30 protein-coding genes, 1 pseudogene and 1 riboswitch are annotated in these 25,645 nt (G+C 72.8%); of the genes and pseudogenes, 17 read left to right on the top strand and 14 right to left on the bottom strand.

Annotation, left to right across the window (positions count from 1 at the left end; translation table 11 throughout):
• A partial coding sequence (locus AB0J72_RS40700; RefSeq protein ID WP_363409273.1) for a YfbM family protein occupies window positions 1-505 on the bottom strand: 505 nt, incomplete at its 3' end.
• Window positions 506-590: 85 nt separating this feature from the next.
• Between AB0J72_RS40700 and AB0J72_RS40695 the strand changes: the two genes are divergently transcribed.
• The 3 genes from AB0J72_RS40695 (at window position 591) to AB0J72_RS40685 (ending at window position 2,212) form a co-directional block, all read left to right on the top strand.
• Window positions 591-1,028, top strand: coding sequence for an SRPBCC domain-containing protein (locus AB0J72_RS40695; RefSeq protein WP_363409270.1), 438 nt, complete (start codon window positions 591-593; stop codon window positions 1,026-1,028).
• Window positions 1,015-1,347, top strand: a complete 333-nt coding sequence (locus AB0J72_RS40690) for a helix-turn-helix domain-containing protein (protein WP_354897357.1) — start codon at window positions 1,015-1,017, stop codon at window positions 1,345-1,347. The genes AB0J72_RS40695 and AB0J72_RS40690 overlap by 14 nt, the downstream gene beginning before the upstream one ends.
• Before the next feature lie 94 nt (window positions 1,348-1,441).
• Window positions 1,442-2,212, top strand: coding sequence for a hypothetical protein (locus tag AB0J72_RS40685; protein WP_363409267.1), 771 nt, complete (start codon window positions 1,442-1,444; stop codon window positions 2,210-2,212).
• Here AB0J72_RS40685 and AB0J72_RS40680 read toward each other — a convergent pair.
• Entirely contained in the window at window positions 2,191-2,595 is a 405-nt protein-coding gene (locus AB0J72_RS40680) for a hypothetical protein (RefSeq protein WP_363409264.1), read from the bottom strand. The genes AB0J72_RS40685 and AB0J72_RS40680 overlap by 22 nt on opposite strands.
• Window positions 2,596-2,697: 102 nt before the next feature.
• Between AB0J72_RS40680 and AB0J72_RS40675 the strand changes: the two genes are divergently transcribed.
• The 3 genes from AB0J72_RS40675 (at window position 2,698) to AB0J72_RS40665 (ending at window position 4,954) form a co-directional block, all read left to right on the top strand.
• Entirely contained in the window at window positions 2,698-3,744 is a 1,047-nt protein-coding gene (locus AB0J72_RS40675; RefSeq protein WP_363409261.1) for a hypothetical protein, read from the top strand.
• A gap of 80 nt (window positions 3,745-3,824) precedes the next feature.
• A riboswitch (cobalamin riboswitch) is annotated at window positions 3,825-3,956 on the top strand.
• A gap of 36 nt (window positions 3,957-3,992) precedes the next feature.
• Complete coding sequence (locus tag AB0J72_RS40670) at window positions 3,993-4,208, top strand: CbtB domain-containing protein (RefSeq protein WP_363409258.1); 216 nt, start codon at window positions 3,993-3,995, stop codon at window positions 4,206-4,208.
• 14 nt (window positions 4,209-4,222) lie between these two features.
• Window positions 4,223-4,954: a CbtA family protein gene (locus tag AB0J72_RS40665; RefSeq protein ID WP_363409255.1), complete on the top strand. Its 732-nt coding sequence runs from the start codon at window positions 4,223-4,225 to the stop codon at window positions 4,952-4,954.
• A gap of 42 nt (window positions 4,955-4,996) precedes the next feature.
• Here AB0J72_RS40665 and AB0J72_RS40660 read toward each other — a convergent pair whose 3' ends face one another.
• Window positions 4,997-5,578 (bottom strand): XRE family transcriptional regulator, encoded by a 582-nt coding sequence (locus AB0J72_RS40660; RefSeq protein WP_363409252.1) that lies wholly within the window; start codon window positions 5,576-5,578, stop codon window positions 4,997-4,999.
• Window positions 5,579-5,637: 59 nt separating this feature from the next.
• On the opposite strand from AB0J72_RS40660, the gene AB0J72_RS40655 reads away from it, so the two are divergent.
• Window positions 5,638-7,038, top strand: a complete 1,401-nt coding sequence (locus AB0J72_RS40655) for an MFS transporter (protein ID WP_363409249.1) — start codon at window positions 5,638-5,640, stop codon at window positions 7,036-7,038.
• Window positions 7,039-7,137: 99 nt separating this feature from the next.
• On the opposite strand, the gene AB0J72_RS40650 is transcribed toward AB0J72_RS40655, so the two are convergent.
• The 3 genes and pseudogenes from AB0J72_RS40650 to AB0J72_RS40640 all read right to left on the bottom strand — a co-directional run bounded on the left by AB0J72_RS40650 (window position 7,138) and on the right by AB0J72_RS40640 (window position 9,246).
• Window positions 7,138-7,461, bottom strand: a complete 324-nt coding sequence (locus tag AB0J72_RS40650; RefSeq protein ID WP_363409246.1) for a hypothetical protein — start codon at window positions 7,459-7,461, stop codon at window positions 7,138-7,140.
• A pseudogene (locus AB0J72_RS40645) lies at window positions 7,458-7,956 on the bottom strand (transposase); the annotation flags it as partial. The gene AB0J72_RS40650 and the pseudogene AB0J72_RS40645, both read right to left, overlap by 4 nt.
• Window positions 7,957-8,727: 771 nt before the next feature.
• Window positions 8,728-9,246, bottom strand: coding sequence for a hypothetical protein (locus tag AB0J72_RS40640; protein ID WP_363409243.1), 519 nt, complete (start codon window positions 9,244-9,246; stop codon window positions 8,728-8,730).
• A gap of 111 nt (window positions 9,247-9,357) precedes the next feature.
• Between AB0J72_RS40640 and AB0J72_RS40635 the strand changes: the two genes are divergently transcribed.
• Window positions 9,358-9,663 carry a hypothetical protein gene (locus AB0J72_RS40635; RefSeq protein ID WP_363409240.1) on the top strand — a complete coding sequence of 102 codons (306 nt, stop codon included), beginning with the start codon at window positions 9,358-9,360 and terminating at the stop codon, window positions 9,661-9,663.
• On the opposite strand, the gene AB0J72_RS40630 is transcribed toward AB0J72_RS40635, so the two are convergent.
• Window positions 9,660-10,604, bottom strand: a complete 945-nt coding sequence (locus AB0J72_RS40630) for a WYL domain-containing protein (RefSeq protein ID WP_363409237.1) — start codon at window positions 10,602-10,604, stop codon at window positions 9,660-9,662. The genes AB0J72_RS40635 and AB0J72_RS40630 overlap by 4 nt on opposite strands.
• A 64-nt stretch (window positions 10,605-10,668) precedes the next feature.
• Between AB0J72_RS40630 and AB0J72_RS40625 the strand changes: the two genes are divergently transcribed.
• The 6 genes from AB0J72_RS40625 (at window position 10,669) to AB0J72_RS40600 (ending at window position 14,694) form a co-directional block, all read left to right on the top strand.
• A complete protein-coding gene (locus AB0J72_RS40625; RefSeq protein ID WP_363409234.1) occupies window positions 10,669-11,526 on the top strand; it encodes a hypothetical protein in 858 nt (285 codons plus the stop codon).
• Window positions 11,527-11,547: 21 nt separating this feature from the next.
• Entirely contained in the window at window positions 11,548-11,871 is a 324-nt protein-coding gene (locus tag AB0J72_RS40620) for a helix-turn-helix transcriptional regulator (RefSeq protein ID WP_363409231.1), read from the top strand.
• On the top strand, window positions 11,868-12,809 hold the full coding sequence (locus tag AB0J72_RS40615; protein WP_363409228.1) for a hypothetical protein: 942 nt from the start codon (window positions 11,868-11,870) through the stop codon (window positions 12,807-12,809). The genes AB0J72_RS40620 and AB0J72_RS40615 overlap by 4 nt, the downstream gene beginning before the upstream one ends.
• Window positions 12,803-13,018, top strand: coding sequence for a zinc-ribbon domain-containing protein (locus tag AB0J72_RS40610; RefSeq protein ID WP_344505105.1), 216 nt, complete (start codon window positions 12,803-12,805; stop codon window positions 13,016-13,018). Before AB0J72_RS40615 ends, AB0J72_RS40610 begins: the two co-directional genes overlap by 7 nt.
• Before the next feature lie 185 nt (window positions 13,019-13,203).
• Window positions 13,204-13,926, top strand: a complete 723-nt coding sequence (locus tag AB0J72_RS40605; RefSeq protein ID WP_363409225.1) for a nucleotidyltransferase domain-containing protein — start codon at window positions 13,204-13,206, stop codon at window positions 13,924-13,926.
• 72 nt (window positions 13,927-13,998) lie between these two features.
• Window positions 13,999-14,694, top strand: coding sequence for a hypothetical protein (locus AB0J72_RS40600; protein WP_363409222.1), 696 nt, complete (start codon window positions 13,999-14,001; stop codon window positions 14,692-14,694).
• A gap of 834 nt (window positions 14,695-15,528) precedes the next feature.
• On the opposite strand, the gene AB0J72_RS40595 is transcribed toward AB0J72_RS40600, so the two are convergent.
• The 4 genes from AB0J72_RS40595 to AB0J72_RS40580 form a co-directional block, all read right to left on the bottom strand.
• Entirely contained in the window at window positions 15,529-16,983 is a 1,455-nt protein-coding gene (locus tag AB0J72_RS40595) for an SMI1/KNR4 family protein (protein ID WP_363409219.1), read from the bottom strand.
• Window positions 16,984-17,093: 110 nt separating this feature from the next.
• Window positions 17,094-17,567, bottom strand: coding sequence for a hypothetical protein (locus tag AB0J72_RS40590; protein WP_363409216.1), 474 nt, complete (start codon window positions 17,565-17,567; stop codon window positions 17,094-17,096).
• Window positions 17,568-17,572: 5 nt separating this feature from the next.
• Window positions 17,573-18,550, bottom strand: coding sequence for an ABC transporter permease (locus AB0J72_RS40585; protein ID WP_363409213.1), 978 nt, complete (start codon window positions 18,548-18,550; stop codon window positions 17,573-17,575).
• A complete protein-coding gene (locus tag AB0J72_RS40580) occupies window positions 18,547-19,548 on the bottom strand; it encodes an ABC transporter ATP-binding protein (protein ID WP_363409210.1) in 1,002 nt (333 codons plus the stop codon). Before AB0J72_RS40580 ends, AB0J72_RS40585 begins: the two co-directional genes overlap by 4 nt.
• Window positions 19,549-19,702: 154 nt before the next feature.
• Here AB0J72_RS40580 and AB0J72_RS40575 point away from each other — a divergent pair, with 154 nt between their 5' ends.
• Together AB0J72_RS40575 and AB0J72_RS40570 are read left to right on the top strand one after the other, a co-directional pair.
• A complete protein-coding gene (locus AB0J72_RS40575; protein WP_363409207.1) occupies window positions 19,703-20,380 on the top strand; it encodes a response regulator transcription factor in 678 nt (225 codons plus the stop codon).
• A gap of 1 nt (window position 20,381) precedes the next feature.
• Window positions 20,382-21,857, top strand: a complete 1,476-nt coding sequence (locus AB0J72_RS40570) for a HAMP domain-containing sensor histidine kinase (protein ID WP_363409204.1) — start codon at window positions 20,382-20,384, stop codon at window positions 21,855-21,857.
• Here AB0J72_RS40570 and AB0J72_RS40565 read toward each other — a convergent pair.
• The 3 genes from AB0J72_RS40565 to AB0J72_RS40555 form a co-directional block, all read right to left on the bottom strand.
• On the bottom strand, window positions 21,850-23,238 hold the full coding sequence (locus tag AB0J72_RS40565) for a permease prefix domain 1-containing protein (protein ID WP_363409201.1): 1,389 nt from the start codon (window positions 23,236-23,238) through the stop codon (window positions 21,850-21,852). The genes AB0J72_RS40570 and AB0J72_RS40565 overlap by 8 nt on opposite strands.
• Window positions 23,235-23,594, bottom strand: coding sequence for a PadR family transcriptional regulator (locus tag AB0J72_RS40560; protein ID WP_344505121.1), 360 nt, complete (start codon window positions 23,592-23,594; stop codon window positions 23,235-23,237). Before AB0J72_RS40560 ends, AB0J72_RS40565 begins: the two co-directional genes overlap by 4 nt.
• Window positions 23,595-23,676: 82 nt before the next feature.
• Entirely contained in the window at window positions 23,677-24,330 is a 654-nt protein-coding gene (locus AB0J72_RS40555) for a hypothetical protein (RefSeq protein WP_363409198.1), read from the bottom strand.
• Between the two features lie 129 nt (window positions 24,331-24,459).
• Here AB0J72_RS40555 and AB0J72_RS40550 point away from each other — a divergent pair, with 129 nt between their 5' ends.
• A complete protein-coding gene (locus tag AB0J72_RS40550) occupies window positions 24,460-25,638 on the top strand; it encodes a cellulose binding domain-containing protein (RefSeq protein ID WP_363409195.1) in 1,179 nt (392 codons plus the stop codon).
• Window positions 25,639-25,645: the final 7 nt, after the last annotated feature.

The following is a 25,645-nucleotide window of genomic DNA, read 5'->3' as shown; positions in this document are numbered from 1 at the left end:
GGGGGGGGGGGGTTTCACCCCCGGCCGCCCACCCCCCCCCCGCCCTGCCCGCGTCCGCCGCCCGGGCGTAGAAGGCCTGGATGTCGGCGAAGTTCTCCCAGGTGTACTCGAAGTCGTCGGCATCGCCGGCGCCGCGGTAGTCCGGGTCGTCGATCGCGTCGAACCGCTCGCGCAGCCACGCCCGGTCCAGTCCCCGCACGGCCGCGGCGACGTCGCGGACCTCGCCGGCGGTCACGTAGATGACGTAGTAGTCCTCGTGCAGGTCCCGCCCGCCGAGCACCGCGTGCGTGAGCGGGTACTCGCCGCCGCCCGGATCCAGCGTGCCGTCACCCAGGCAGCGATGGATGGCGTCCCAGGCCTTGTCGGAGTCGACCTTCATGGCGTCGTCGTCCCACTCCTCCTCCAGGTCGCCGACCAGGTCCCCGACCGCGTCGTCGCCCTTCTTGGCGGCCTTCAGCAGCTTGCGTTCCTGCTGCTCGGTGATGGCGAAGTGCACTCCCAGCATGCCGGTGATCGTACGGTCCGGTTGACGCAACCAGTTGATTGCTATACGTTGGATGCAACTGAACGGTTGCTACATGGAGGCGGACATGACATTCCCCGACCGGATCGAGCGCACCCTGCAGCTGGCCCACTCGCCGGAGAAGGTATGGGCGGCGCTGACCACCGCCGAGGGCCTCGGCACCTGGTTCGGCAACCGCGCCGAGGTCGACCTGCGCGTCGGCGGCACGGCCAAGCTCATCTGGGACAGCGGCGACACCGCCACCCTCACCATCACGCGGGTCGAGCCGCCGCACGTCTTCGCCTACACCTGGCCGATCTACGGCCTGCCGCAGGAGGACCCGCGGCGCAACCAGGTGGAGTTCACGCTCACGCCTTCCGCCGACGGCACCACATTGACCATGATCGAGAGCGGATTCGCGCAGGTGCCGGACGAGACCGTGCACAACACCGCGTACACGGGAAACACCAAGGGCTGGACCAGCGAGCTCGGCGAGCTCGTCGCGTATCTCGATGGGCAGGCCTGATCCGGAGGCGGTGGCGCAGGAGGTCTTCGCCGCCCTGGCCGACCCGAGCCGGCGGGGGATCCTCGCCGCGCTCGCGGCCGGGGGGCCGGCCACCGCCACCCAGCTCGCCGGGCAGCTGCCGATCACCCGGCAGGCGATCGCCAAGCACCTGGGCCTGCTGGCCGAGGCCGGCCTGGTGGTCGCCGAGCCGGGCGAGCGTCGGCGGGTCCGGTTCCGCCTCGACTCGGCGTCGATGAAGGTGGCGCAGCAGTTCCTCGCCGCCCTGGCCCGGGACTGGGACGGGCCGCTGCTGGCCCTGCGGGACCGGCTCGACGGCTGAGCGCCGTGCCGGACAAAGACCACATTCCGCGCCGAACGGTTGGGGTCGGGAATCGACTCCGGCCGTGTGTGCGAGTGGCTGGTAACGTCCAGACGTGGATCTGCTGAGGGTGGAACACCGTCACGTAGAATTGGCCGACGTCGACTTCTCGGGCCGTTCGTTCGACACGTTCGGTGCCTATGGCGGAACCTTTCTGCGATGTAACTTCTCGGAAACTTCTTTCGGAAAGTTCAGCGTCGGCCATCAGGGCCAGACGCGATTCGTCGACTGCGTGTTCCGGCGCACGAGGTTCCCGCTGGGCAACACGTACCTCGGCGACGCGCGCTTCGAGCGCTGCCTGTTCGACGGTGCCCAGATCCGGGAGCTTGACACCGAATGCGCGGAGTTCGTGGAATGCGTGTTTCGCGGCCGGGTGTGGCACACCGTATTCAACGGCGCACCCGGCGGGGCGGCCGGCAGCCCGGTCCGCGCCCGCAACGAATGGCGCGGCAATGACTTCACCGACGCGGACCTCGTCGACGTGGACTTCCGCGACATCGACCTGCGGGCGCAGCGCTGGCCCGCCGACGGGGCGGAGTACGCGCTGATCGACGACGTCGACGCGCGGGCCGCGGCGGCCGTCGACGCCATCCACACGGCGCCCGACGGCACGTGGCCGGAGCCGGCGCTCGCCGTGCAGGCGATCGAGTTCGCCCGCACCGGGCGGCCGCGCGACCCGAACGGGTTCGTGCTGCTGCGGCGCCAGGAGCTCGGGAACCGGCTCCCGCCGGAGGTCCGCGAGCAGCTGTGGACCCTGCTGGTGTCCGGCTACAAGAACGACAAGGACGACCGGCTCGTGGCCGGCTACAACGACGACCAGGAGTAGAGCGCCCGCCCCTGCGCGACCGCGGACCTGGCCAGCCCGGCGAGCGCGACGAGCCGCCCGGCCTCCCAGTCCTCCAGCAGGAACCGGTCCGCGTAGCCGCGGATCTGCCCCTCCTCCAGCCGGGTGAGGGTGTCGACGAGCTCCGTGTTGATCCGCACCGTCCACGGGCCGAGGAACTCGGGGTCGTCGACGCCGCGCAGCGGCTCGTCCCGGCCGAACTCGCTCGGATCCCGCCCGTCGATCTCCGCGGCGAACTCCTCGACCTCCAGGATCCAGCCCTTGCAGTCGACATACGGCCAGTCGTTGCCGGCCGGGCCCAGATCGAGGTCGAGGGCGGCCAGCTCCTGCTCGGTCGCGGCGAAGTAGTCCATCATGACGCCCACGGGTCCGAGACTATCGTGACGGCTCGGTCCCGGCAGCGGTCAGCACGCATCCCGGGCCACCGGGGCAGCAGCGGCCAGGCATCGGCTGCTATACATGCCGGCGTGAATCGACGGCACACGGGGTTACTCGTCCGGATCGTCCTGGCAGGCGTCTTCCTGCTGGCCGGATGGCAGATGGTGGCGGCCGGCACGAGCACGGCCGCGCAGCGACAGCAGGAGTCGGCGCAGCGCATCTCGGACTACACGCCGACCTGCGACGGCAAGACGATGCGGCCGCGCGACACGTGCCTGGTCTTCGGCGGCAGCGGCGACGAGGGCGGCTCCTACCAGACGATGGTCGACCGGTACACGAGACAGAACTCCCCGGAGAAGCTCGCCGGCCGGGACCGGGCGTGGCGGACAACCGGCTCCGCGGCGCTGCTGCTCGGCGGGCTGGCGCTGCTGTACTTCGTGCTCTCGCTGATCGAGGTGATCCGGTACGGCGCCGACGAGCCGCAGGCGGCGATCGCCCCGTACCAGACCCGCTTCTTCATCTTCGTCGTCACCGGCGTGACCGCTGTGCTCGGGTGGGGCACGGCCTTCACCGACGGCGGGACCGGCGCGTGGATCGCGGGTATCGGCGGCACGCTGATCTGCCTGATCTCGGGCGCCGGGTTCGTGTCGTCGGTGCGGACGCGGATCGGCCGGAAGCGGTGGGCGAAGCGGCGCGGCTACACCTTCGAACACTCCAACCCCACGCTCGCCCAGCGGCTCGGCTGGTCGCAGTCGCAGCCGTCCGCGGGCGCCGTCGTCAGCGGCACGTACCGCGACCGCGCGTTCTACGTGTTCGACTTCACCGAGAAGGACAACCGGCACACCGCGCTGGTGCTCGCCCTGCCGGGTGACGTGCCGAGCCTGTCGGTGCAGCCGAAGGACAAGGTGGGCGCGCGGCTGACCGGCGGCACCGACCCGCACTGGGCGGACCACGGCCCGCAGGTCGTCGCCGCCGCCGACAAGCACTACCCGTGGGCGTTCATGGCGAACGGCAGGTCCGTCTGGGCGAAGTACGACGAGTTCCTCAGCCCCAGCGGCGCGTCCCTCGACCGGCGGCTCGACGGACTGCACAAGGTCGGCACCGACCTCGTCGCCCTCACCCCGCCGAGAACTTGATCACCCCGGCCCCGGGCGCCGGCCGCGCTGACCAGCGGCGCGGCGCCCACCGGCGGGCTGACGGAGGCGCTGTCCGATTGACACGCCGGAACCGCGTCCGTACCGTCCGAAACATACACGTGACAGTGAACGGAAGCCGGTGCAAGCCCGGCACGGTCGCGCCGCTGTAACCACGCAGGTGGGAGTCAGACCCGGGCACGGTCACGACAACGCTCGATGGGACGCGAAATCCCGCAGGAGGCTGCATCATGGCAACGATCTCGGCTCTTCCCACCCCGGCCACCGCACCGGCCCCGATCCCGCTGCGGCAGATCCTGCCGTGGGCCACGTTCGGCGTCGTCCTCGCCGTCGTCCTGCTCTACTTCGTCGGCGCCGAGCAGGGCATCACCTCGGTCGTCTCGGGTTCGACGGTGCACGAGTTCGTCCACGACGGCCGGCACCTGCTCGGCTTCCCCTGCCACTGAACCGGGGCGCCAGCATGTTGAGTGCCCGGACGCTCCTGGTCCGCGGCATGATCACCGGCCTGGTCGCCGGTGTCGCCGCGTTCCTGTTCGCCTACCTGTTCGGTGAGGGCCCGATCAACGACGCGATCGCGTTCGAGGAGGTCCACGCCACCGACCATGAGCACGGGCCGGTCAGCCGGACCGTGCAGAGCACGCTCGGCCTGGCCACCGCCTCGGTCGTGTACGGCGTCGCCATCGGCGGCCTGTTCGCCATCGCGGTCGCGGTCACGCTCGGGCGGATCGGCCGGATCAGCGCCCGCGCCACGGCCGCGGTCGTCGCTCTCGCCGGGTTCGTCGGGGTGGCGCTCGTGCCGTTCCTGAAGTACCCGGCCAACCCGCCCGCGACCGGCAACCCGGACACGCTGCAGCAGCGGACCGGCCTGTACTTCCTGATGATCGTCATCGGGGTCGCCGCCGTGCTCGGCGCGATCGTCGTGAGCCGGTCGCTGCAGCCGCGCTTCGGCACGTGGAACGCGACGATCCTCGCGGTCGTCGGCGCCGCGGTCGTCGTGGGTGTCGCGATCGCGCTGCTGCCGGCGGTCAACGAGGTGCCCGACGGGTTCTCGCCGGTGTTGCTGTGGCGGTTCCGGCTCGCGTCGCTCGGCACCCAGGCGGTCACCTGGGCCACGCTCGGCCTGCTGTTCGGCTACCTCACCGAGCGCAGCCAGCGCCCGGTCGTGGCCGACGCGCACCCGGTCGCGGTCTGACCTGTTCGTTGCTGAAGGCGGTGGGGCGTTGCCCCGCCGCCTTCAGTGTTTCCCGGCGCGGGGTCTCGCGCGCACCCGCGCCTTCTCTCCCTGGGGCCCGAACATGTGCAGGACCTCGACGGTCTGCTCGCCGGCGGGGCCGAACCAGTGCGGCGTGCGGGTCTCGAACTCGGCGACCTCCCCCGGCCGCAGCGTCAGCTCCTGATCGCCGAGGATGAGCCGCAGCTCGCCGGCGAGGACGTACAGCCACTCGTAGCCCTCGTGGGTGACCAACCTGGGTTCGCCCGGTTCGAGCACCTGCTTGAACACCCTTACCGGTCCCGGGTAGCGCGTCAGCGCGACGACCACGCTGCCTCTCCGGTTTCGCTGGGGCTTCAGGTGTACGCGGGGATCCCCCGTCGCCGGTGCCCCCACCAACTGGTCGAGGGCCACCTGATGCGCCTGGGCCAGTGGCAGCAGCAGGTCCAGCGTCGGGCGGCGCTTCCCGGACTCGAGCCGCGACAGCCCGCTGACGGAGATGCCGGTCCGCGCCGACAGCGCCTCGAGGGTCAGCCCCCGCCGGCGGCGCAGCTCCCGCAGCCTCGGCCCGATCCCGTCGATGAGCCGCTCCACCTCGGCGTCCATTTTGCAATCTTCGCAAATTCTCTGCGGCCTGCACGGGGTGCGCGCCGATCATCGTGGCCATGGACACCGCACGGCGCTGGACCGTTCTCGCCATCTGCTCGACGAGCCTGTTCCTGGTCGGGCTCGACACCACGATCGTCAACGTCGCGCTGCCGTCGATCGGCGCCGGCCTGCACGCCGGCACCCGCGGCCTGGAGTGGACCGTCGACGCGTACACCCTGGTCCTGGCGAGCCTGCTCATCTCCTCCGGCGCCCTCGCCGACCGCTTCGGCCGCCGCCGGATCTTCCAGATCGGACTGGTCGTCTTCGCCCTCGCCTCGGTGGCGTGCGCGGCCGCGCCGTCCCTCGGTTGGCTCGTCGCCGCCCGCGTCGTGCAGGGCGTCGGCGGCTCGATGCTCAGCCCGGTCGCCCTCGCGATCGTCGTCAGCGTCATCACCGACCCGAAGGAGCGCGCCCAGGCGATCGGCGTGTGGGCCGCGATCTTCGGAGCCAGCATGGCCGCCGGCCCCGTCGCGGGCGGCGCGCTCGTCTCCGCCCTCGGCTGGCGGTCGGTGTTCTGGGTCAGTGTGCCGCTCATCGCCGCGGTCCTGGCCCTCACCGCCGTGTACGTGCCGGAGTCCAGGTCCCCGCAGCCCCGCCCGGTGGACGTGCCCGGGCAGGCGCTGCTGGTCGCGCTGGTCGGCGGGTCCGTGGCCCTGCTCATCGAGGCGCCGCACGCGGGCTGGACCGCTCCGGTTCCGGTGGCTCTGGCCGCGGTCACCCTGGCCGCCGCCACCGGGTTCGTGGTCACGTCCCTGCGTCGCCGGTCGCCCCTGATCGACGTCCGCCTCTTCCGCCACGCTCCCTTCACCGCCGCCGTCCTGGGCGCCGTCGTGCTCTTCGCCGGGCTCAACCTGACGCTGCTGCTGAGCACGCTTTACCTGCAGCACACCCGCGGCCTGTCACCCGCCGCCGCGGGGCTGGTCACGCTGCCGATGGCCCTGGCGGCGACGGTGTGCGCGCCGCTGTCCGGCTACCTGGTCGGCCGCGCGGGCCCACGCCCGCCGCTGCTGCTCGCGGGCGCCTTCGTCCTGGCCGGCGGCCTGTGCCTGGTCACCCTGTCCGACCACACCGCCCTGCCGGTGCTGCTGCTCGCGTTCCTGCTGCTCGGCGTCGGCATCGGCTTCGCCAACACCCCGATCACGAACACCGCCGTCGCCGCCCTCCCACCGTCCCGCTCGGGCGTCGCGGGCGGCATCACCTCCACGGCCCGCCAGTTCGGCGCGGCGCTCGGCGTCGCGGTTGCGGGCGGCCTGGTCGCGTCGTCCTCCCCCGCGGACCTGCCCGCCGCGTCCCGGCCGGGCTGGCTGCTGGTCGCCACCTGCGGTGCCGTCCTGCTCGCCGTCGCCAGGCTCTCCCCCACCTTGCGAACCACCCCACAACCCACAACCCGCCCCGCCACCGCGACCAGCCGCGCGTAGGACACCCCCGCACCGCCCCACGCCCGACCACCAATTACCTGCAACCAATTACCGGCAATCGCCTACGAGTAATCGTCAGCAGTCGTGGATCAGCGGACCTCAACTCGACTCGTGTTCGAGCAGCTGGAGCGCGTCGAGGGCGTTGAGACTTGCATCGTAGCCTGGCGACCGCTGGGAGCCGGTCACCAGCAGGAGCGCCCGCATGCCCGGGTGATCGGGGTCGTAGAGATCGTTCTGACCATCGTCGCCTGGGATGGCGTTGGGCTGGACCTCGATCTGGTACGGCGGAGCCTCGGCGCGGTAGTAGATCCCCCGGTAGTCGCTCTCGTGCTCGACAAAGATCAGGCCGAGCCGGTCTGCGACGATGCGAGCCAGCTCGGCGGCAGAGCGCACGTCCGCGCCGTAGGTGTCGTAGACGGTCATGGTCGAGCCGCCACTCGCCCGTCGCCGAAGGCGGCCCCGGCGCGGCTACACGGTCCCTCGGTCACACGGCCATGGTGCCGGACGTTGGCGAACATGGACTCGACCGGGCTCGAGGTGCACAGGTGCACCCAATGCTCGGCCGGGTAGTCGTGGAAACGGCCGCAGCACGTCGAGATCGTCGGTGATGTTCGCGACCGCCCTGGGAAAACTTTTGTGCACCCGTTCGCGCTGCTCACGGGTGCCTGGGAAGACCTCGCGCAGCGCTGCCCAGCACCCCGGCGCACCGTCACCGGCCGCGGGCGCCGCAACGCGCATGCCCCGGTGGAAGCAGTCACGCAACAGATCCGCCCACGAACCGCTCGGCCCGCGGTAGCCGCAGACGAGGGCGACTGGCGCCCTGGAGTCGCCAGCACGAACCCCGACGGTCACCAGCAGGCAGAGCTCGTCCTCCTCGAGACGCACGTTCACGTGGTTCCCGTCGGCCCACCGGTAGACATGGCCAACCTGCGAGGGGTTCCACTGCCACCCTTCTGAACGTGCCGTCACCCGTAGCCCGGCTGTCCAGGACGGACCGGCAACCGCCCACGTGGTCGGGCGGACCGCGACTTGGGGCCGCCTCCGCCCTACCAGACCAATCGCCCACCGGTGTGCCTGGCGACCGCGGCAATGCCACCGTCTGCGCCACAGCCGCCGGCAGATGCCGACAGCTGGGCTGTCCAGGGCGAAGCGCCCCCGTTGACCAGGGCGAACGGCCACCGCCGACTTGGCCGTCTGGAACGAACGGCCACTTCAGCCGGGCGGAGCGCTCACCGGGTGTCCAGCGACGCAGCAGCGCCACCGTCAGCACGGCGAAGGCCAACAGATGACCGACGGCACCGACACCGCCGACGCCGTCGTGCTGCATCTGTGCCGGCCGCGGCCGTCGCACCGGAACCAACCGCCGACCCCGGCCAACCTCGGCACCGACCTGGCCCTGAACAAAGCCGCCACCGGCTCCGCCGATGGGGCTTCAGGACCTGCGGCTGGCCGTCCGAGGCGGGGACGGCCACTGCCCACTGAGCTGTCTGGAGCGAGCCGCCACCTCGGCCGTACCAAGGCCAACCCCGGGGGTGCCCAGAAGCGCGGCGTCACCGTCAGCGCCGCGCAGTGCCGGCAGGCGCCGGCTCAGCTGGCCGGGCGGAGTGGGCACCGCCCGGTTGACCACGGCGAGTGGCCAACCGGGCGGCTGAGTGTCCGAAGCGAGCGGCCGGGCGGCTGGGGCGAAGGTCAGGCTTCCAGGGCGGGGCAGTACTTCGTGGCCTCGGCGGTTGCCTTCTCCATCTCGGTCTGGAAGGCGTCGCTCTCCAGGCTGTCGGACTCGAGGACCTTCGAGAAGGCCTTCACGAAGTTCTGCAGGGCGGCCTTCGCCTGCGGGTCGGCGGCCTTCTCGAGCTCGGTGTTGACCGAGGCGCTCAGGCGGTCGAAGACCACCTTGCCCTTCGACTTCGCCGTGGCCATGGCGGCCGTGTCGTCCTTGGCGGCGGCGGTGAGCAGCTCGGTGAGGACGGCGACGACCGCTTCCTTCTCCTTGTCATACGCCGCGACGACCCCCTTGCACACGGCCTCCGTGTTGGCCTTCAGGTCGACGGACTGTGACGGGGCGGCTGCGGCGCTGGTGGCGGCCGCGCTGGCGGCGGCGTTCGCCGAGCCCTGGGCGGCGGGCGAGGGCTTCTCGGAGGAGCAGGCCGCGGTCAGGGCCACCGTCGTGGACAGGGCCAGGGCAAGGATGGTGCGTCGCAACTGCATGGTGGGTCGTGCTCCCCCGTGAGGAAAACCAAAGCGAGCAGAGCATAGAGGCGACCACCGACATTTTCCGCTCGAGATGAGACTCCCCACAGCGGCGCGTAGGCTCCCGCCGTGACCATCGACATCACTTCAGAAGCAGCGACCACCGACGCATACGACGACGCCGACGACGTCACCGAGGGCACCGCCGAGGACCTGGCCGAGGACTCGGCCGAGGAGCCAGGCGACGGCCCGTCGGTCATCTACACCACGTACTTCACGGCGGCCGAGGACCTCGTCGAGCACGTCCGGGCCGCGGACGTGCTGAACCTCGGCTTCCGCGTCGAGTCCTACCTGGTCGCGTCCGACGACCCGGCCGACGCGGGCCAGATCGAGTACGAGTTCACGCTGCTGAGCGAGCTGCCGCTCAAGGACTAAGGGTCGGCGTACAGCGCGACGACGGCCTCCGCGGCGGTCCGCATCGCGGTGCGGACCGCCGGCGGGTCCACGACCGTCAGCTGGGCGCCGAAGCCGAGCAGGCTGCCGACCGCGTGCGGCACCCCGGCGAACGCGAGCCGTACAAGGTGCGACGGCTCAGACGGAGAGTCGGCAGGGGTCAGGTGACGGGCGAGCACCCGGCGCACCAGCGCGACCGCGGGCGGCGACACCGAGACCAGCACGGTCAGCGGGCGGGGGCGCGCCTCGACCCGGTCGCGCAGCCGGGCCCAGGCCGCGTCCAGGTCGAAGCCGGCGGGCAGCACCGCCGGCGCGGGCAGCACGGTGCATCCGTGGACGCGCGACACGCGTACCAGCGAAGGCTCCGACGTGACCAGATACCAGATGCCCGCCTTCGCGACCAGGCCGGCGGGGGTGACGGTCCGCTGCGATCGGGCGCCGTCGCTGTCCTCGTAGTCCAGCGACAGGCAGCGCCCGCGCAGCAGGCCGTCGTGGACGGCGGGCAGCAGCGGCACCGCCTCGCCGGAGCGCATCCACGGGTCGACGTCGACGATCACGTGGCGGCGGCCCTGGGCCAGGCCGCCGCGCAGCGCCTGCCCGCCGGCGCCGATGATCTTCTCGATGGCGGTGTCGAGGGCGTCGCCGAGGCCCAGCTCGCCCGCGAGGCGTGCCTGCCCGACGGCCAGGCCGGTGCCTTCCGCGGCGTTCAGGTGGGCGAGGCCTGCCCGGTACGCCGGCAGCATCCGGATCCCTCCGCCCCGCCCTCGCTCGGCGTACACCGGAATCCCCGCGGAACTGAGCGCCGCGACGTCGCGCAGGACGGTGCGCACGGACACGCCGAGCCGCGCGGCCAGCTCCGGCGCCGCGGAGGACGGGCGGGCCTGCAGCAGCAGGACCAGGGACAACAGCCGATCGGCGCGCACACGCCGAAGAATATCCGTCGAAACATGACAGGGGTTGTCCGGTTCTACGGAGCACGCTGCACACATGGACGCACACATCACCGGGCCCTACGACCTGGCCAGGCAGAACGAGTACTTCGGCGGGTGGATCCAGCCGGCCGGCGACGACCGCACGATCGTCATGGCGTTCCCCGTCGAGGGCTGGACGCACTCCGCCGCCGTGCTCCTGCGCCAGACCGCACCCGACCGGGTCGAGGGCGAGGTGCGGGGCCCGGAGGAGGCGTGGCGGCAGGCGCTCGCCGTGCTGTCCCTGGACGCCGACGGCAGCGGCTACCCGCAGGTCGGCGAGCGCGACCCGGTCATCGGCGCCCTGCAGCGGCAGCACGCCCACCTGCGCCCCGTGCTCTTCCACTCGCCCTACGAGGCCGCCTGCGCGTTCATCGTCGCCCACCGGATGCGCATCGAGCAGGGCCGGGCGATCCGGCAGCGGATGGCCCGCGAGCACGGCGAGGCGTTCGAGATCGGCGGCGTCACCGCGCACGCGTTCCCGTCGCCGCAGCGGCTGCTGCGCATCACCGAGGTCCCCGGCATCGACGGCGAGAAGGTGCGGCGGCTGCACGGCGTCGCGGAGGCGGCCCTCGACGGGCGGCTCGACCGGGCCAGGCTGCGCAGCCTCCCCGTCCCGCAGGCCCTCGCCGACGTGCGGCGGCTGCGTGGCGTGGGCGACTTCTTCGCCACGGCGATCGTGATGCGCGGCGCGGGTCTCGTCGACGCCCTGCCCGGCGACGAGATGACCATGTCCGGGATGCGGCGTCGGTACGACCTGCCGGCCGCTCCGACCGGCGAGGACATCGCCCGCGTGACGGACGCGTGGAGGCCGTACCGGATGTGGTGCTCCGTCCTGATCCACGCGGCGGAACGGAGGGCCCGCGCGGCCGCTTGACTACATAGGTAGAGTTATCCCGTGCAGCGAGTCAGGCGCCCGTCCCCGCAGACCGCGGCGGTGCTGCGCGCGCTGGCCGTGGACCCCGCGCAGTGGCGGTATGGCTATGAGCTCGGCCAGGAGGTCGGGCTCAAGGCCGGCTCCCTCTACCCGATCCTCATCAGGCTCTCCGACCGCGGCCTGCTCGAGGCGTCCTGGGAGACCGACCCGCCGCACGGCAGGCCGCCGCGGCACCTGTACCGGCTGACCGGCGCCGGCGTGACAGCGGCGGCGGACCTCGAGCCTCTCGCGGCGCCCGCCCCGCCCGCCCGGCCCGCTCGGACCGAGCTGAGGGCCGCCTGGTGAGCGCCACCCTGCTCGCCTTCGTCGTACGGCTGCTGCCCGCGTCGCGGCGCGACTGGGGCCGCGCGATGCTGGCCGAGTCCGCCGCGATCCCGCCCGGGCGCGACCGGCGCAGCCACGCCCTCGGCTGCGCGGCGGTGGTCGTCTGCCAGCCGGCCGTGCTGCGGACGCTCGCCTACCCGCTCGCGGCGGTCGCCGTCCTCGCCGGGGTGCTGCGGTGGTCGGCCGGCATCGCGTACCAGCCGCTGCGGTGGGGCGTCGTCGGCGTCATCGCGCTCCTGCTCGCGGTCGCCCTGGCGGCCCGCGCGCTCGGCCCGGTCGCCGCCGGCCGGACCGCCCGCGCCGTCCGTGCCGGCGGCTGCCTGCTGGTCGCCGCGTTGACCGCGGCGTTCGCCGCCGCCGCGGGCCACCACGGCCCACCCGACGAGCAGGCCCGCACCGCCGTGCCGATCTTCGCGGTGCTCCTGACCAGCTACCTGATCGGGTTCCTCGCCCTGACCGCCGCCCGCACCGCCGTCACCGGCCGCGCCCTGGCCGCCGGCGTCGCCGCGGCGTGCGCCGCCGCCGGGGTCTGGCTGGCGCTGCAGGTCGCGTTCCCGCCGCTGCCCACCAACGTCGGCGGTGCCCTGTTCACGATCGGCTGCGGCGTCGCCGCCACCCTGCACGCCCGCGGCGGCGCCCTCGCGGCCCTGTCCGTCGGCGTGCTCGCCCCGCTGCTGGTGTTCGGCGGTGTCGTGCTCCTGTCGGTGTACGGCCCGCCGCGCCTCATCCCCGACCTGGTCCCGGCCGCCCTCTCCCCCGCGGACGACCTCGCGAACAGCCGCATCGAGATCCAGGACCCGTACGTGGCGATGCTCTTCCTCGCCTGCCTGTCCGCCCTCACCCTCACGGCCGCCGCCGTCACGACCCGCCGCCCCGCCGCTACGATGGCCGCGTGCTGATCTTCGGCTGGGGCTGGCGCGTGACCCACCTGCGTACCCTGACCCTGCGCTGCCCCCACTGCGGCAACACGGCCGCCCACCCGCTCTACAAGCGGGTCCTGAAGCTGTCGCTGTTCTTCATCCCGCTGATCCCGCTGCGCGTGAAGCACACTGTGCAGTGCACCGCCTGCGCCACCTCCCGCGACGTGGACCCCGCCAACGTCCACTGAGTCGCCATTACCGGTTTCCTGCAATCCGCTAATCGGTAATCGGTCGCGCGCCGGCGCCGCTGCCGTTTGCCCGGCCGGTTGCGGGCGCTCATGCTGTACAGCGGGATGAGCGCCGACGGGACGACGGCCGGCGACGACGGCGTCGGCGACGAGCTGAGGGGGCCTTCCGACATGGCGCGCTGGACATGCCCGACCACGCGGTAGCGCTCGCGGCGTTCGGCGAGGAGCTGCGGGCGCTCGGCTGGGTCACGGACCTGCTGGTGGCCGGGTCGCTGGCCACGGGTGACTACGTGCCGGGCGTCAGCGACCTCGACCTCGTCGCGGTCACCGACGGCCCGGTAGGCGACGACCGGCAGGCTCAGCTGGCGGCCCTGCACCGCCGTCTGGACGCCACGACGGCCGCGGGCCTCGACCTCGGTTGCGTCTACGTCGATGCCGGCCGGCGCGACGACATCGGCGTACAACACCCGACGTGGACACACGGATTGCTGGTGCTGAGAATCCTGTCCCTGGTCTCCAGGGCCGAGCTGGCGCACCACGGGTATGCCGTGTTCGGGCGGGCGCCGCAGGCGCTGTTCCCGTCGGTGACCGGCGACGACGTGCGCGAGGCGGCCCGCGCGGAGCTGACCGGCTACTGGGCGTGGGCGTCGCGGCGGCCGTGGATCTTCCTGAGCCCGGTCATGATCGACCTCGGCCTCACGTCGATGGCGCGGGGTCGGCACGCGCTGCGCACCGGTGAGCTGCTGACGAAGTCTCTCGCCGTCGAGCGGGCGGCCGCGCCGGCGTGGCTGGTCGGGCAGCTGCGCGCCCGCCGCCGCGGGGAGGCCGTCACGTCGCCCCGGCTGCGGGCGGCCTGGATCGCGTGGCGCGACACCCGCCGCACCTGCAGGGCCGCGACCGCCAGGTAGCCGCCGGGTTCTTGTCGTACCCCGGCGCTATGTTGACGGCGTCGGGTTCGGGGTGTGTTTCGGAGGTGCTCGGTGCTGGCACAGGATTCGCCGTTCCGTCCGTTCTGGTGGGGCGTCAGCAGGACGCCGATGAGCACCTACGGCAGGTATGAGTTCGCGGAGCTGCCGCCCGTGCCGTTCGCGATGTCCGGGGACCTGGGGTGGCTCGCCGCGCAGCCGGCACCCGACGCGTGGGGCATCGGCTCGGCCCCGGCGAAGGAGCTTCCCGCGCTGCTGTCCGCGTGTGCGGCGCTGGGCCTGTCGCTGCCGCCGTCGTTCGTGAAGTTCGCGGGCGACGGCGAGTTACAGCGCAGGATCCGTTCGTGCACGGCGTGCTTCGTCGACGTCAGCGCCGCACCTGTCCCGGCGCCGGCCGCCGACGGGTATCTGGTCAGGTTCCTCGCCGACCAGCAGGGATGCCTGTACTGGTACCTGTACGTCGCCGCTGACGGCAGCGACCACGCCGTCGTGTGCTCGCCGAGCCACTTCGGCCCGTCCGCATACGACGACCCCGACGTTCCGGAGGACTGGGACGACCCGGACGGCGAGCCCGGACCGGACGAGGTCGTCTACTGCGGCGAGTCGTTCGAGGCGTTCCTGTGCCGCTACTGGTTGGAGAACGAGCTCTGGTTCGCCGACAACGAAAGCTTCCCGCTGCCCGCCGTCGACGCCGCGTACATCGAGGACTTCCGAACCTTCAGCGCGGCGGAAGGATCCGTCACGGGCTAGGCCACGCGTTCACCCACGACGGCGGCCGGCTCGCGCGCGGACCTCTGCCGATGCCGCGTTCGACCTGGTTGCGGTGCCGGCACCAGACCGGGGGTCGAACGCGGAAGGCCGCCCGCCGCGTTCGATCCCTCGTTACCCCGTGGCAACACGGTCCCTGCCGCGCCCGCGGAACCTTGTCGTACCTGCTCGCGAGTCTTCGCCACTGCATACGGCAGCCGAACCTGCGTTCGACCTGGTTGCGGTGCTTGTACCGGGCCGGCCGAACCCGGGTGACTGGCCGCCGCGTGATCCAACGCCGGCCGCGCCGGCGGCGCCCGCTCACCGGCCTCCATTCCTTGCCCGGTTGGCGATCTGGTCCCTCGGCTGCGGGATCACCTTGGTCGTCAGTCCCCCGCGAACGTGACCCAGACCTTGCCGCGCCTGCGAACCAGCGGCATCGGGCCCCCACGGGCCCGAGCCGCATGTTGATGCGCCCGCACCACTGTCGAGCCGGCCTGCGCGTCCCGGTCCACGTCACCGGCAGCCTCGGCCATCGCGATCACCTGCTGCTTCAAGCGCGCCCAGGTCCCGGCGTCGGTCCACCGCCCATACCTGCAGATGCGCCATCCGCCGCAGCCCGTACCGCTCCGGCATGTCCCGCCACGGCGGCCCAGTCCAGTTCACCCCGCAGATTCCGTTGATCACCTGCCGCTGGCCACGCCCCGAGCCGCATGTTGATGCGGCCGCACCACCGGCGAGCCGGCCTGCGCGTTGCAGTCGAAACCGCCGGCGGCCTCGGTCTGCGTGAGCACCTGGTGCTGCGCCGGCCGGACCTCGCGATCGGCTGGCTGTGACTCAGTCGGCCTGGCCAGTCGCGGTGCGGGAGAGGCGGGCCGTGATGTGCGGGCCGGCGTCGAAGAACGACCGCCACTCGATTGCCTGGCGGGCGGTGGGGTTGCCGGCGAGTGTCACCGCGTGCAGGTTGTCGAGGCGGTCGAGCGCCGGGCGGAGTCGTTGCCACTGGTCGAATGACAGCTCCAGGTACCACAGGCCGGTCAGTTCGGCGATGGTCTCCAGGTCGGTGACGGTGGCGGCGCCGGACAGGGCGAGGCCGTGCAGGTTCGGCACGTCGCGCAGCGGGGCGAGGGTGACCGGGGTGGCGCCGGGCCACAGGGTAATTGTCCGCAGGGTCGGGTGGCCGGCCAGCGGGGCGAGGGAGCTGCCGACGTTGATCTGCAGGCACTCCACCGGCAGGTGTCGCACGGGGGTGAGGTCGATCGGGCCGCTGGACCACAGCCGGCGCAGGTGGCGCAGCCCGGCCAGCGGTGCGCTGTCGATGCCGGCCCCCTTCAGCCGCACGGTCTGCGCGGTGGGCCGCAGGCTGAGCGGGCCGACCACCACCGGTTCGACATCGGCGTCGGGGGCGGCGGCGGCTCCGGCGAGCAGTGACGTGACCGAGTCGGCCACGTACTCAGGGCCGTCGGCGTGGGAGTTGCCGATCCGGATGACCTGGCCGGGGCGGCCCAGCCGGGCCGGCGCCAGGTCGACGGCGAGGAAGTTGCCGTCGGAGTCCTCGGCGAACGGGATCCATCCGGGGCAGCCGGTGGCCCGGCGTACGGTGTCGAACGGCTCCGCGTCGAGCACGACCCGGTCCCAGCGGGTCGTCCAGCCGCCCGGCTGCGGCGCCGAGGTCAGGTCGGCGTTGCCGAGCTCCGCCAGCGTCAGCCACCGCAGGCCGTCCATGATGTCGTCGTCGCCGCCGTCGGCGACGGTGTAGAGCGCGCGCAGGTCCGGCGGTAGCGGGAAGCCGAGCGCCGCCTCCGCCGCGGCGACGGCCTCCTCGGTCGCCGGGGCGTTCAGGTCCGCCTGGTCCAGTGCGCGCAGGAGCGACACGGCCCGGTCGGGGTCGCCGGCGTACGAGGGGTCCGCCACCACGGGCTCCGGGTCGAGCGACTCCGGGGGCATGCCGTCGCGGAGCACCGCGGTGTAGGTGTTGCCGACGTTGGAGCCGCGCAGGTTGAACCGGGCGGCCGCGTCGAACCGGCCGGCGGCGTCGAGGGTGAGGTGCGCCAGCACGTTGCGGAACCGTTCGCCGGCGGCGAGCCCGTGGAAGAGTTCGACGAGGGCCGGTCCGACCGCCCGATAGTCCATCGACGGCTGGTAGATGCCGGTGCCGTCCTCGCGGAGGTAGCGGACCCCTTCGCCGCCGTGGCCGTTGCGCACGATGTCGGCCGACAGGACCGCCGTGTGCCAGCCGTCGGGCGCCTGCTCGTACATGTGCCGCGCGAACCGCTCGAATGCCTCAGTCACCCCGTCTGCCGCCATGGCACGAGATCTTAAACGCGACAATCCGGGAAAGGTGGCTGCGCCCGGGGACCGGCTCACCGGCCGCAGCCACGTCATGTGCCCCGCGGCGCAGGTCAGCTGTCGGGGTCGAACGCGCCGTCGAACTCGAACGCCGGGTTGGTCACGTCGACGCCGCGGGTGTCGGTGATGGTGGCCAGGCCGACCAGTTTGGACGGGCCGCCGGCGACGTAGGTGGCGTCGGCGTTGGCCGTGACCTCGAACTTGCCGTCCTGCCGCTGGCCGGCGTCGTCGGTGAACGTGATCATGCAGATCCAGTTGGCGCCCGGTCCGGCGTCGGGCACCTTCGGGCCGCCGCGGTCGCAGGCGGCGTGCGCGTCGATCGAGGCGACGGTGACGCCGGTCTTGCCGAGGATCGCGGAGCGCTGGACGTAGAGGTTGGCGAACGTCGGGGCGATCGCGCGTTCGAGGCGGGGCTTGGTGATGTCCTCGCCGCCGTGGCCGGCGGTGGCGGCGAACACGGCCGCGACGACGGCGAGGACCGCCGCGGCCGGGCCGAGCCTGCGGATGCGCAACGTGGTGCGGTGCATGTCGGTCAGCCTCCGATGACGTCGCGGCGGCGCAGCGCCAGGTAGCCGATGAGCAGGGACACCGCGGCCCAGCCGGCGGCGACGGCGCCGGCCTGCACGATCGGGCCGGTGAACCGCTGCTGCGTGAACAGGCCGTGCCAGGCCTCGAAGCCCGTGGTGAGCAGGAGCCGCCGGGCCAGGTCGAGGCCGCCGAGCGTGGACAGCAGTTGCATGGCGAAGCCGAGCACGACCGGTGTGGCGACCCCGGCGGTGGGATTGCGCGACAGTACCGACAGCAGCAGGGCCAGCGCGGTGAAGCCGAGCAGCGGCGCGATCGCCGTCGCCCAGGCGGCGGCGACCAGGGGCAGCGCGGTCCCGGCCGGAATGAGCTGGCCGGACAGGCCGGGCAGCGGCTGTGTGCCGACGATGAGCAGGCTCCCCGCGATCGTGCTGGCGGCGAGGACGAGCAGGGCGAGGAGGTTGAAGCCGGCGGCGGTGAGCATCTTGGCGGCGAAGATCTGGCCGCGGCTCGCCGAGCGGGTCAGGATGGTCTTCCAGGTGCCGTGGCCGTCCTCGTTGGCGAAGATGTCCCCGGCGACCAGCGACGCCAGCAGTGGCAGCAGCCACTGGTGGGCGAAGGCGAGGATGAGCAGCGCGTCGGCGAGGCCGCTCTCGTGGATGTGCCGGCCGTAGATGGTGTCCGACGGCGGCTGCTGGCCGGTGAACACGGCCACGATGACCGGCGGGACGATCAGGCACCCCAGCAGGAGGTAGCGGGCGCGGGCCTGCGCGGCGAGCTTCGCGACCTCCCAGCGCAGCACGGTCAGGGTGCCGGGGCGGCGGGCCGGCGCGTGGTGGCCGGCGGTGTGCGTCGCGACGGCGTCGGCCCCGCGGCCGGTGTCAGCGTCGCGGCCGGTGTCAGCGCCGCGGCCGGTGTCAGCGCCGCGGCCGGTGTCAGCGTCGCGGCCGGTGTCAGCGTCGCGGCCGGTGTCGGTGTGGGTCATCGGCGGGCTCCGGACGTGACGGCGTGACGGCCCTGGTCGGCGGTGGCCGCAAAGGGATCGGTGGACGCGGTGGGCTCGGTGGACGCGCGCTCGGTGAGCATGAAGAACAGCGCCTCCAGGGGCGTCTCGGACATGGCCAGGCCGCGCAGCCCGATCCCCGCGCCGACGAGGTCGGCGATGAGCGCGTCGAGCGCCTTCTCGTCGCCGCGGACCGCGAGGCCGCCGACGGCCAGCTCGGCCTCGAGGCCGCGGGCACTCGCAAAGACGGCGGCGCGCTCGTCGTCGGTGGTCGTCAGCCGGTGCGCCGGGGCCGGCGCCCGGTCGCGCAGGCCGGCGATGGAGCCGTGGTAGACGACCTGGCCGGCCCGCATGATGGTGACGTCGTCGCAGATCTGCTCGACCTCGGCCATGTCGTGGCTGGACAGCAGGACCGTCATGCCGCTTCCGGCGAGGCGTTTGACGAGGGCACGCATGTCGCGGATGCCGGCGGGATCGAGGCCGTTGGCGGGCTCGTCCAGGACCAGCAGGCGGGGCGCGCGGAGCAGGGCGGCGGCCACGCCGAGGCGCTGGCGCATGCCGAAGGAGTAGCCGCGGACCTTCTCCCGGTCCCGGCCGAGCAGGTCGACGGTGTCGAGGACCTCGTCGACCCGCCGGGTCGCGGTCGCGCCGTCCAGACCGTCGAGGCCCGCGAGGAGCTGCAGGTTACGCCGTCCGGACAGGCCGGGGTACAGCTTCGGGCTCTCGATGAAGCCGGCCACCCCGTCCAGGGTCCGCACCCCGTCGCGGGGCCAGGAACGGCCGAACACCTCGAGGACGCCGCTGTCGGGGCGGATGAGGCCGAACAGCATGCGCAGCACGGTGGTCTTGCCGGCGCCGTTGGGGCCGAGGACGCCGTAGACCTCGCCCTGGGCGACCTGCAGGCTGATGTGGTCGACCGCGGTCAGCGGGCCGAACGTCTTGGTGAGGTCGACGGCGTTGACCGCCAGCACATCGCTCATGGCCGCCGACGGTACGGAGGCGACATGAAACAGACATGAAGCCGCACGGCAGGCCGCAGATAATGCGGGCCGCGCACCACCCGGCCATCGGACGGCAGGCCGCCGAAGATGAAAAGCGGATGAACGTCCGCGGCGGCATGGTGCACTGGGCGGCATGCGCGTACTGGTGGTGGAGGACGAGCGGCGCCTCGCTCAGCTGCTCGCCCGCGGCCTGACCGAGGCCGGCCACGACACCGAGACCCGGTTCACCGGCCCGGACGGGCTGCTCGCCGCGGCGGGTGGCCACTTCGACGCCGTGGTCCTCGACGTGATGCTGCCCGGCCTGGACGGCGTCACCGTCTGCCAGCGGCTGCGGCAGGCCGGGCACCGGGTGCCGGTGCTGATGCTCACCGCCCGCGGTGAGGTCCCCGACCGGGTGGCGGGCCTCGACGCGGGCGCCGACGACTACCTCACCAAACCGTTCTCGTTCGACGAGCTCCTCGCCCGGCTGCGGGCCCTGCACCGGCGCAGCGCCGACGCGGCCTCGGCCACGCTCACGGCCGGCGACCTCACCCTCGACCCCGCCACCCGCCGGGTCGCCCGCGGCGGCACCGAGATCGACGTGTCGGCCCGGGAGTTCGACATCCTCGCGCTGCTCATGGCGCGGGCCGGGCAGTGCGTCACGCGGTACCAGATCCTCGACGAGGTGTGGGACGGCGAGACCGACCTGCGTTCCAACGTCATCGACGTGTACATCGCCACCCTGCGCGGCAAGGTCGACAAGCCGTTCGGGCGGCACGCCATCGAGACCCTGCGCGGCGCCGGTTACCGGTTACGCCCGGACGGCGGCTGAGGTGGCGGCTGAGGTGGCGCCCGGGTCGGTGCGGTGGCGGCGGCTGCCGCTGCGGGTCCGGCTCATCGCCGGGTTCGCCGCGGCCATGCTGGTCGTGCTCACCGGGGCGGGCGGGTTCGTGTACCTGCGGGTGCAGTACGCCCTCGACCGCCGTCTCGACGCCGACCTCGCCACCGAGAGCGCCGCGGTCACCGCCGCCCTGCACGACGGGACGCTCGGCCCGCGCAACCCTGCCGTCGTCTCCGGCGGCCTGTACGAGATCCTCGACCCTGCCGGGACCGTCCTGCAGGCCAGCCCCGGCCTGGCCGGGCGGCCGCTGCTCACCGCCGGGCAGGTCGCGGCCGCGCGGCGCGGCCCGGTCCGCGCCGATCACGGCACGCTGCTGCCGATCAGCCCCGAACCGTTGCGGGTCCTGGCCACCCCGCTGTCCACGGACCCGGCACCGCCGGCCGGGCGGCCGGCCGTCGTGGTGGTCGCCGTGCGCCGGGACCAGCGCGACGAGGCCCTGCGGGAGCTCATCGCCCAGCTCGCGCTCGCGAACCTCGCCGCCCTGGCGGTCGCCTCGTTCGTCGGTTACCGTCTCGCGCGGGCGGCGCTCGACCCGGTCGAGCGGTACCGTGCCCAGGCCGCCCGCATCACCGACGGCGCCGCCGGTGTACGCCTGGACGTCCCCGCCGGCGACGACGAGCTCACCCGCCTCGGTCGCACCCTCAACGACATGCTCGCCGCGCTGGACGCGGCCCTGGAGCGGGAGCGGCGCTTCGTCAGCGACGCCAGCCACGAGCTGCGCACCCCGCTCACCCTGCTCGCCGCCGAGCTCGAGCTGGCCCTGCGACGTCCGCGCCCCGCCGCCGAGCTGGAGGAGGCGCTGCGCGCCGCCGCCGCGGACACCGCCGGGCTCATCGCCCTCGCCGACTCCCTCCTGGACGTCGGCGTGCAGCCCGCACCCGCGGCGGGCACCCCGCCGACCGACCTCGCCCGCACGGTCGCGCCGACCGTGCGGCGGCACCGCACCGCCGCCGGCCTCACCGACGACGCCGTACGTACCGACCTCGGCCCCGCGCCGCCGGTCCGCATCGACCCGGGCCGCGTCGACCGCATCCTCACCAACCTGCTCGACAACGCCCTGCGCCACGGCGCCGCACCTGTCACCGTCGCCGTCTCCACGACCGACGGCTGGGTGCGGCTGACCGTCCACGACGCCGGCCCGGGCATGCCGGCCGAGTTCCTGCCGCACGCCGCGGAGCGCTTCGCCCGTGCCGACGCCGCCCGCACCACCCCCGGCACCGGCCTCGGCCTGTCCCTCGTCGACGCCATCGTCACCGCGCACGGCGGGTGGCTGCGCTGGTGTTCCGCCGCGGAACACCATCACCCGCAGCCCACCGGGGTCCCGTGCACCCACCCCGGCACCGGCACCACGATCACCGTGCTGCTCCCCGCGGCACCCGAACCGGGCGCGGCCGACGCCCTTACATGAAGGCGAACGCCGGCGGGAAGATCAGGACCACGACCCACGCCCAGCCCGCGTACACCGGCAGGAAGCGGGTCTGCCACAGCTCCAGCGCCGCGAACCGGCCCTGCCGCCGGATGAACCGCAGCAGCAGGATCGCCGACCAGGCCAGGTTGACCAGCAGGATCACGTTCTCGCCGAGCGCCGCGGCCTTGTTGGGCGTGGTGCCGAACTCGGTGACCCGGCCGGTGATCTCGATCAGCACCAGCGCGTCGATGGCCAGGGCGCTCACGACCAGCGCGAGCTGCAGCTTGTCGAACAGTCCGGGCGGGGCGAGCGGGTCCCGCGCCGAGATCGAGTACAGCAGCAGCCCCAGCACCACGACCAGCAGCAGGTCGAACAGGATCAGCGCCTCACGCTCCACGTCGATGCGGGCCGCGGTCACCCCCACGGCGACCAGGAACGCGACCAGCACCGCCGTGAACAGCGGCGTGAACAGCCGGGTCAGCACCGGCGCGATGTTCTCCACGACGCTCTGCTTCGCCTCGACGAGCCACCCGGCCACGACGACCGACGCCATCGCGCCGCACGGGACCATCCACTCGACGACGAACCGCTCCGGCTGCACGCCGATCGCCTTGAACGTGCCGACCATGAACGCGACCATCACCACGCCGCCGAGCGCGATGAGCACGAAGTAGATGACCACCTCGCCGGTGAACCGGATGAAGTCCATGTGCCGGCGGGTCGAGCGCCAGTCGTCCGCGACGTACGCCAGCCCGACGACCAGCCAGAGCGCGATGGGCAGGTGGATGGCGGTGATGACCAGCGACTGGGACCCCTCGTCCAGCGGGTAGACGTTGGCGGCGGCCGCGCCGAGCACGAACAGCGCGGCGATCAGCGCGATCAGTCCCGGCCGGGCCCGCCGCCGCCAGGCGAGGAACCCGGCGAGCCACGGCAGCGCGAACAGGCTGATGTTCGTCGCGTAGAACACGCCGTCCTCGTCGAGGTCGGCCCCGAACAGCTCCGGCAGCTTGAACGTCGCCGCGGCCCCGGCCGCGCAGCCGGCCATCACCCACAGCGTCTTCCGCGACCCCGTGTCGCCCGCGGCCGCGTCGTCGTCCGGTCCGGTCAGCACCAGCTGCTTCCACAGCCGCTCGGAGTGCTCCCGGGCGAACTCGCGGGACAGCTCGTCGAGGCTGCCCATCCGCTTGACCGCGACCAGGAACGCCTCGTCGCCGCTCAGCCCGGCCTCGGTCAGCTCGTCGACGGATCCGCGGAGGTGGTCCTCGAGCTCGTCGGCGTCGGCGGTCTTCAGTTCGCGGCGCCGCTCGACGTACTCCCGCCACTGCGCGATCTGCGCTTCGAGGGCCTCGTCGGGCCCGTCCAACGCTTCGAACTCGGTCATGACGGGCACTCCACCGGCGCGACGGCCAGCGGGGCCCGCCAGATTTCCCGCAACGCGTCGACGACGGTGTCCCATTGCCGCCGCTGCTCCGCCAGCTCCGCGAGCCCCTGCTCGGTGATCCGGTAGTACTTGCGCCGCCGCTCGCCGGTCACCGCCTTCCAGTTCGACTCGACGTGCCCGAGCCGTTCGAGGCGGTGCAGCAACGGATACAGCAGTCCCTCGGTCCAGTCCAGCTCCCCGCCGGACAGCTCGTTGATCCGCTTGAGGATGGCGTAGCCGTAGCTGTCGCCCTCAGCGAGAATCCCGAGCACCATCGGCGTCGCCGACGCCGCGACCAGGTCCTTCGCCACTTTCATCAGGACCACCCCTGGATGCCCTAGAAGTATGATGCATAGTACTGCTAGGTAAGACCGTCCACAATGGCGTCACGGTGGCTCGCTACTCGTGCTGGTTGCGGGCGCGGGGCAGGTCGCGGAAGTAGCGCAGGTTCTGGCAGACGTCGCAGGCGCACCGGCCGGTGGCGATGAGGTCGGTGAGGCGCGGGCGGTCGGCGCCGGTGTCCTTCAGGGCGCGGGTCGCCTCGTCGAGGGCGTAGAAGCGCAGTTCGTGGTCGTCCTGCGGGGCTTCGGTCGTCAGGGCGTGCCCGAGGCGTTCGTGGTGCTCGTCGGTGAAGTGGTGGAAGAAGACCCGGTCGGCGCCGCCCGCCAGGGTTTCGCGCAATACCGTCTCCGCGTCCGTGGCGAACGGCGGGACCAGGTCCGTGCCATGGTCTGCGGCCAGGGCGGTCAGGGCTGGCCAGCGGTCCAGGACGGTCAGGGACGTCCAGTGGTGGCAGGCGTACATCTCCACGACGCACAGGCCGGCGGCGTCGGTGAAGGCGAACTGCAGGGCGCCGGCCGTGGCGGACCAGGTGCCGTCGGCGAGGCCGTCCGAGGACTGGAACGCCAGGTAGTACGCGAGGATCTCCTCGCTGGGCGCGGTGTCGGCGAAGCGGGCCATCCGGTCGGCGAGGACGTCCCAGACGTCGCGGAGCAGTACGTCGCCGGCGGCCGGCGGGATCGTGAGGCCGAGGTGCAGCCCGAGAGCGCCCATGGCGGCACACCGTACCGGCGCCGCGGACGCCGACGCGAGAGCGGGGTGCGGTAGCATCGACGGCGCGCGATGCCATGGGAGCCGGGCAGGTGCTGTTGCACGTCCGTCTTGCCTAGGAAGTGTGCTCTCATGTCGCTGCGTTCCATCATGTACGCCACCCTCGCCGCGTTCCTTGTCGTGGCGTCCTTCGTCGTTGCCCGTCCGGCCGTGTCGGCGGCGGCGGCCGTGCGGGTCATGCCGCTCGGCGACTCGATCACCGCCGGGCCGGGGTGCTGGCGGGCCAAACTGTGGCACCGGCTGCAGACCAGCGGATACACCAACATCGACTTCGTCGGCGGGGTGTCCGACGGCGGCGGGTGCAATCCCGGGTACGCCTACGACTTCGACCACGAGGGTCACGGCGGCTTCTCGGCGACCGGGATCGCCGACAACAACCAGCTGCCGCCGTGGCTGGCGGCGGCCCGGCCCGACGTCGTGCTCATGCATCTCGGCACGAACGACATGTGGGGCGGGTACATCCCGACCGCCACGAAGCTGGCCGCGTTCACGAAGCTGGTCGGCCAGATGCGAGCGCAGAACCCGGCGGTGCGGATCGTGGTCGCGCAGATCATCCCGATGAGCGCGTCGGCGTGCGCGACCTGCCCGGCGGACGTGGTCGCGCTGAACGCGGCGATCCCCGGGTGGGCGGCGGGGCTGACGACCGCGCAGTCGCCGATCGTCGTCGCGGACCTGTGGACCGGGTTCGACGCGGCCACGGACACCGGCGACGGCGTGCACCCCAACGACGCCGGCTTCCAGAAGATGGCCGACCGCTGGTTCCCGGCCGTGACGCAGGTCCTCTCGGGCGTCACGCCGTCACCGTCCGGTTCCCGTTCGGTCTCGCCGTCACCGTCCCGGTCGGTGTCACCGTCGGCGTCCGCCTCCGCGTCCCGGTCGCCCTCGGCGTCGGCCTCCGCGTCCCGGTCGCCGTCCGCGTCGCCGTCCGGGTCGCCGTCCGCCGGCGGCGCGAAGTGCGTCGCCGAGTACAAGCTGGTCTCGCAGTGGAGCGGCGCGTTCCAGGGTGAGGTCACCGTCCGGAACGCGTCGGCGGCGGCGTCCTCGGCGTGGACGGCGACGCTCACGTTCAGCGGCGGGCAGCAGGTCAGCCAGGCCTGGAACGCCACCGTCACGCAGGCCGGCGCGGTCGCCACGGCGCGCAACGCCGCCTACAACGGTGCGCTGCCGGCCGGCGGGTCCACGTCGTTCGGGTTCATCGCGAGCTGGGCCACCACGAACCCCGCCCCGGCGGTCACCTGCGCGTTCGCCTGAGCGGTCC

Origin of the sequence: Dactylosporangium sp. NPDC049742, assembly GCF_040674675.1 — a bacterium.
GTDB lineage: Bacteria > Actinomycetota > Actinomycetes > Mycobacteriales > Micromonosporaceae > Dactylosporangium > Dactylosporangium maewongense.
This window is presented reverse-complemented; position numbering and strand designations above follow the sequence as displayed.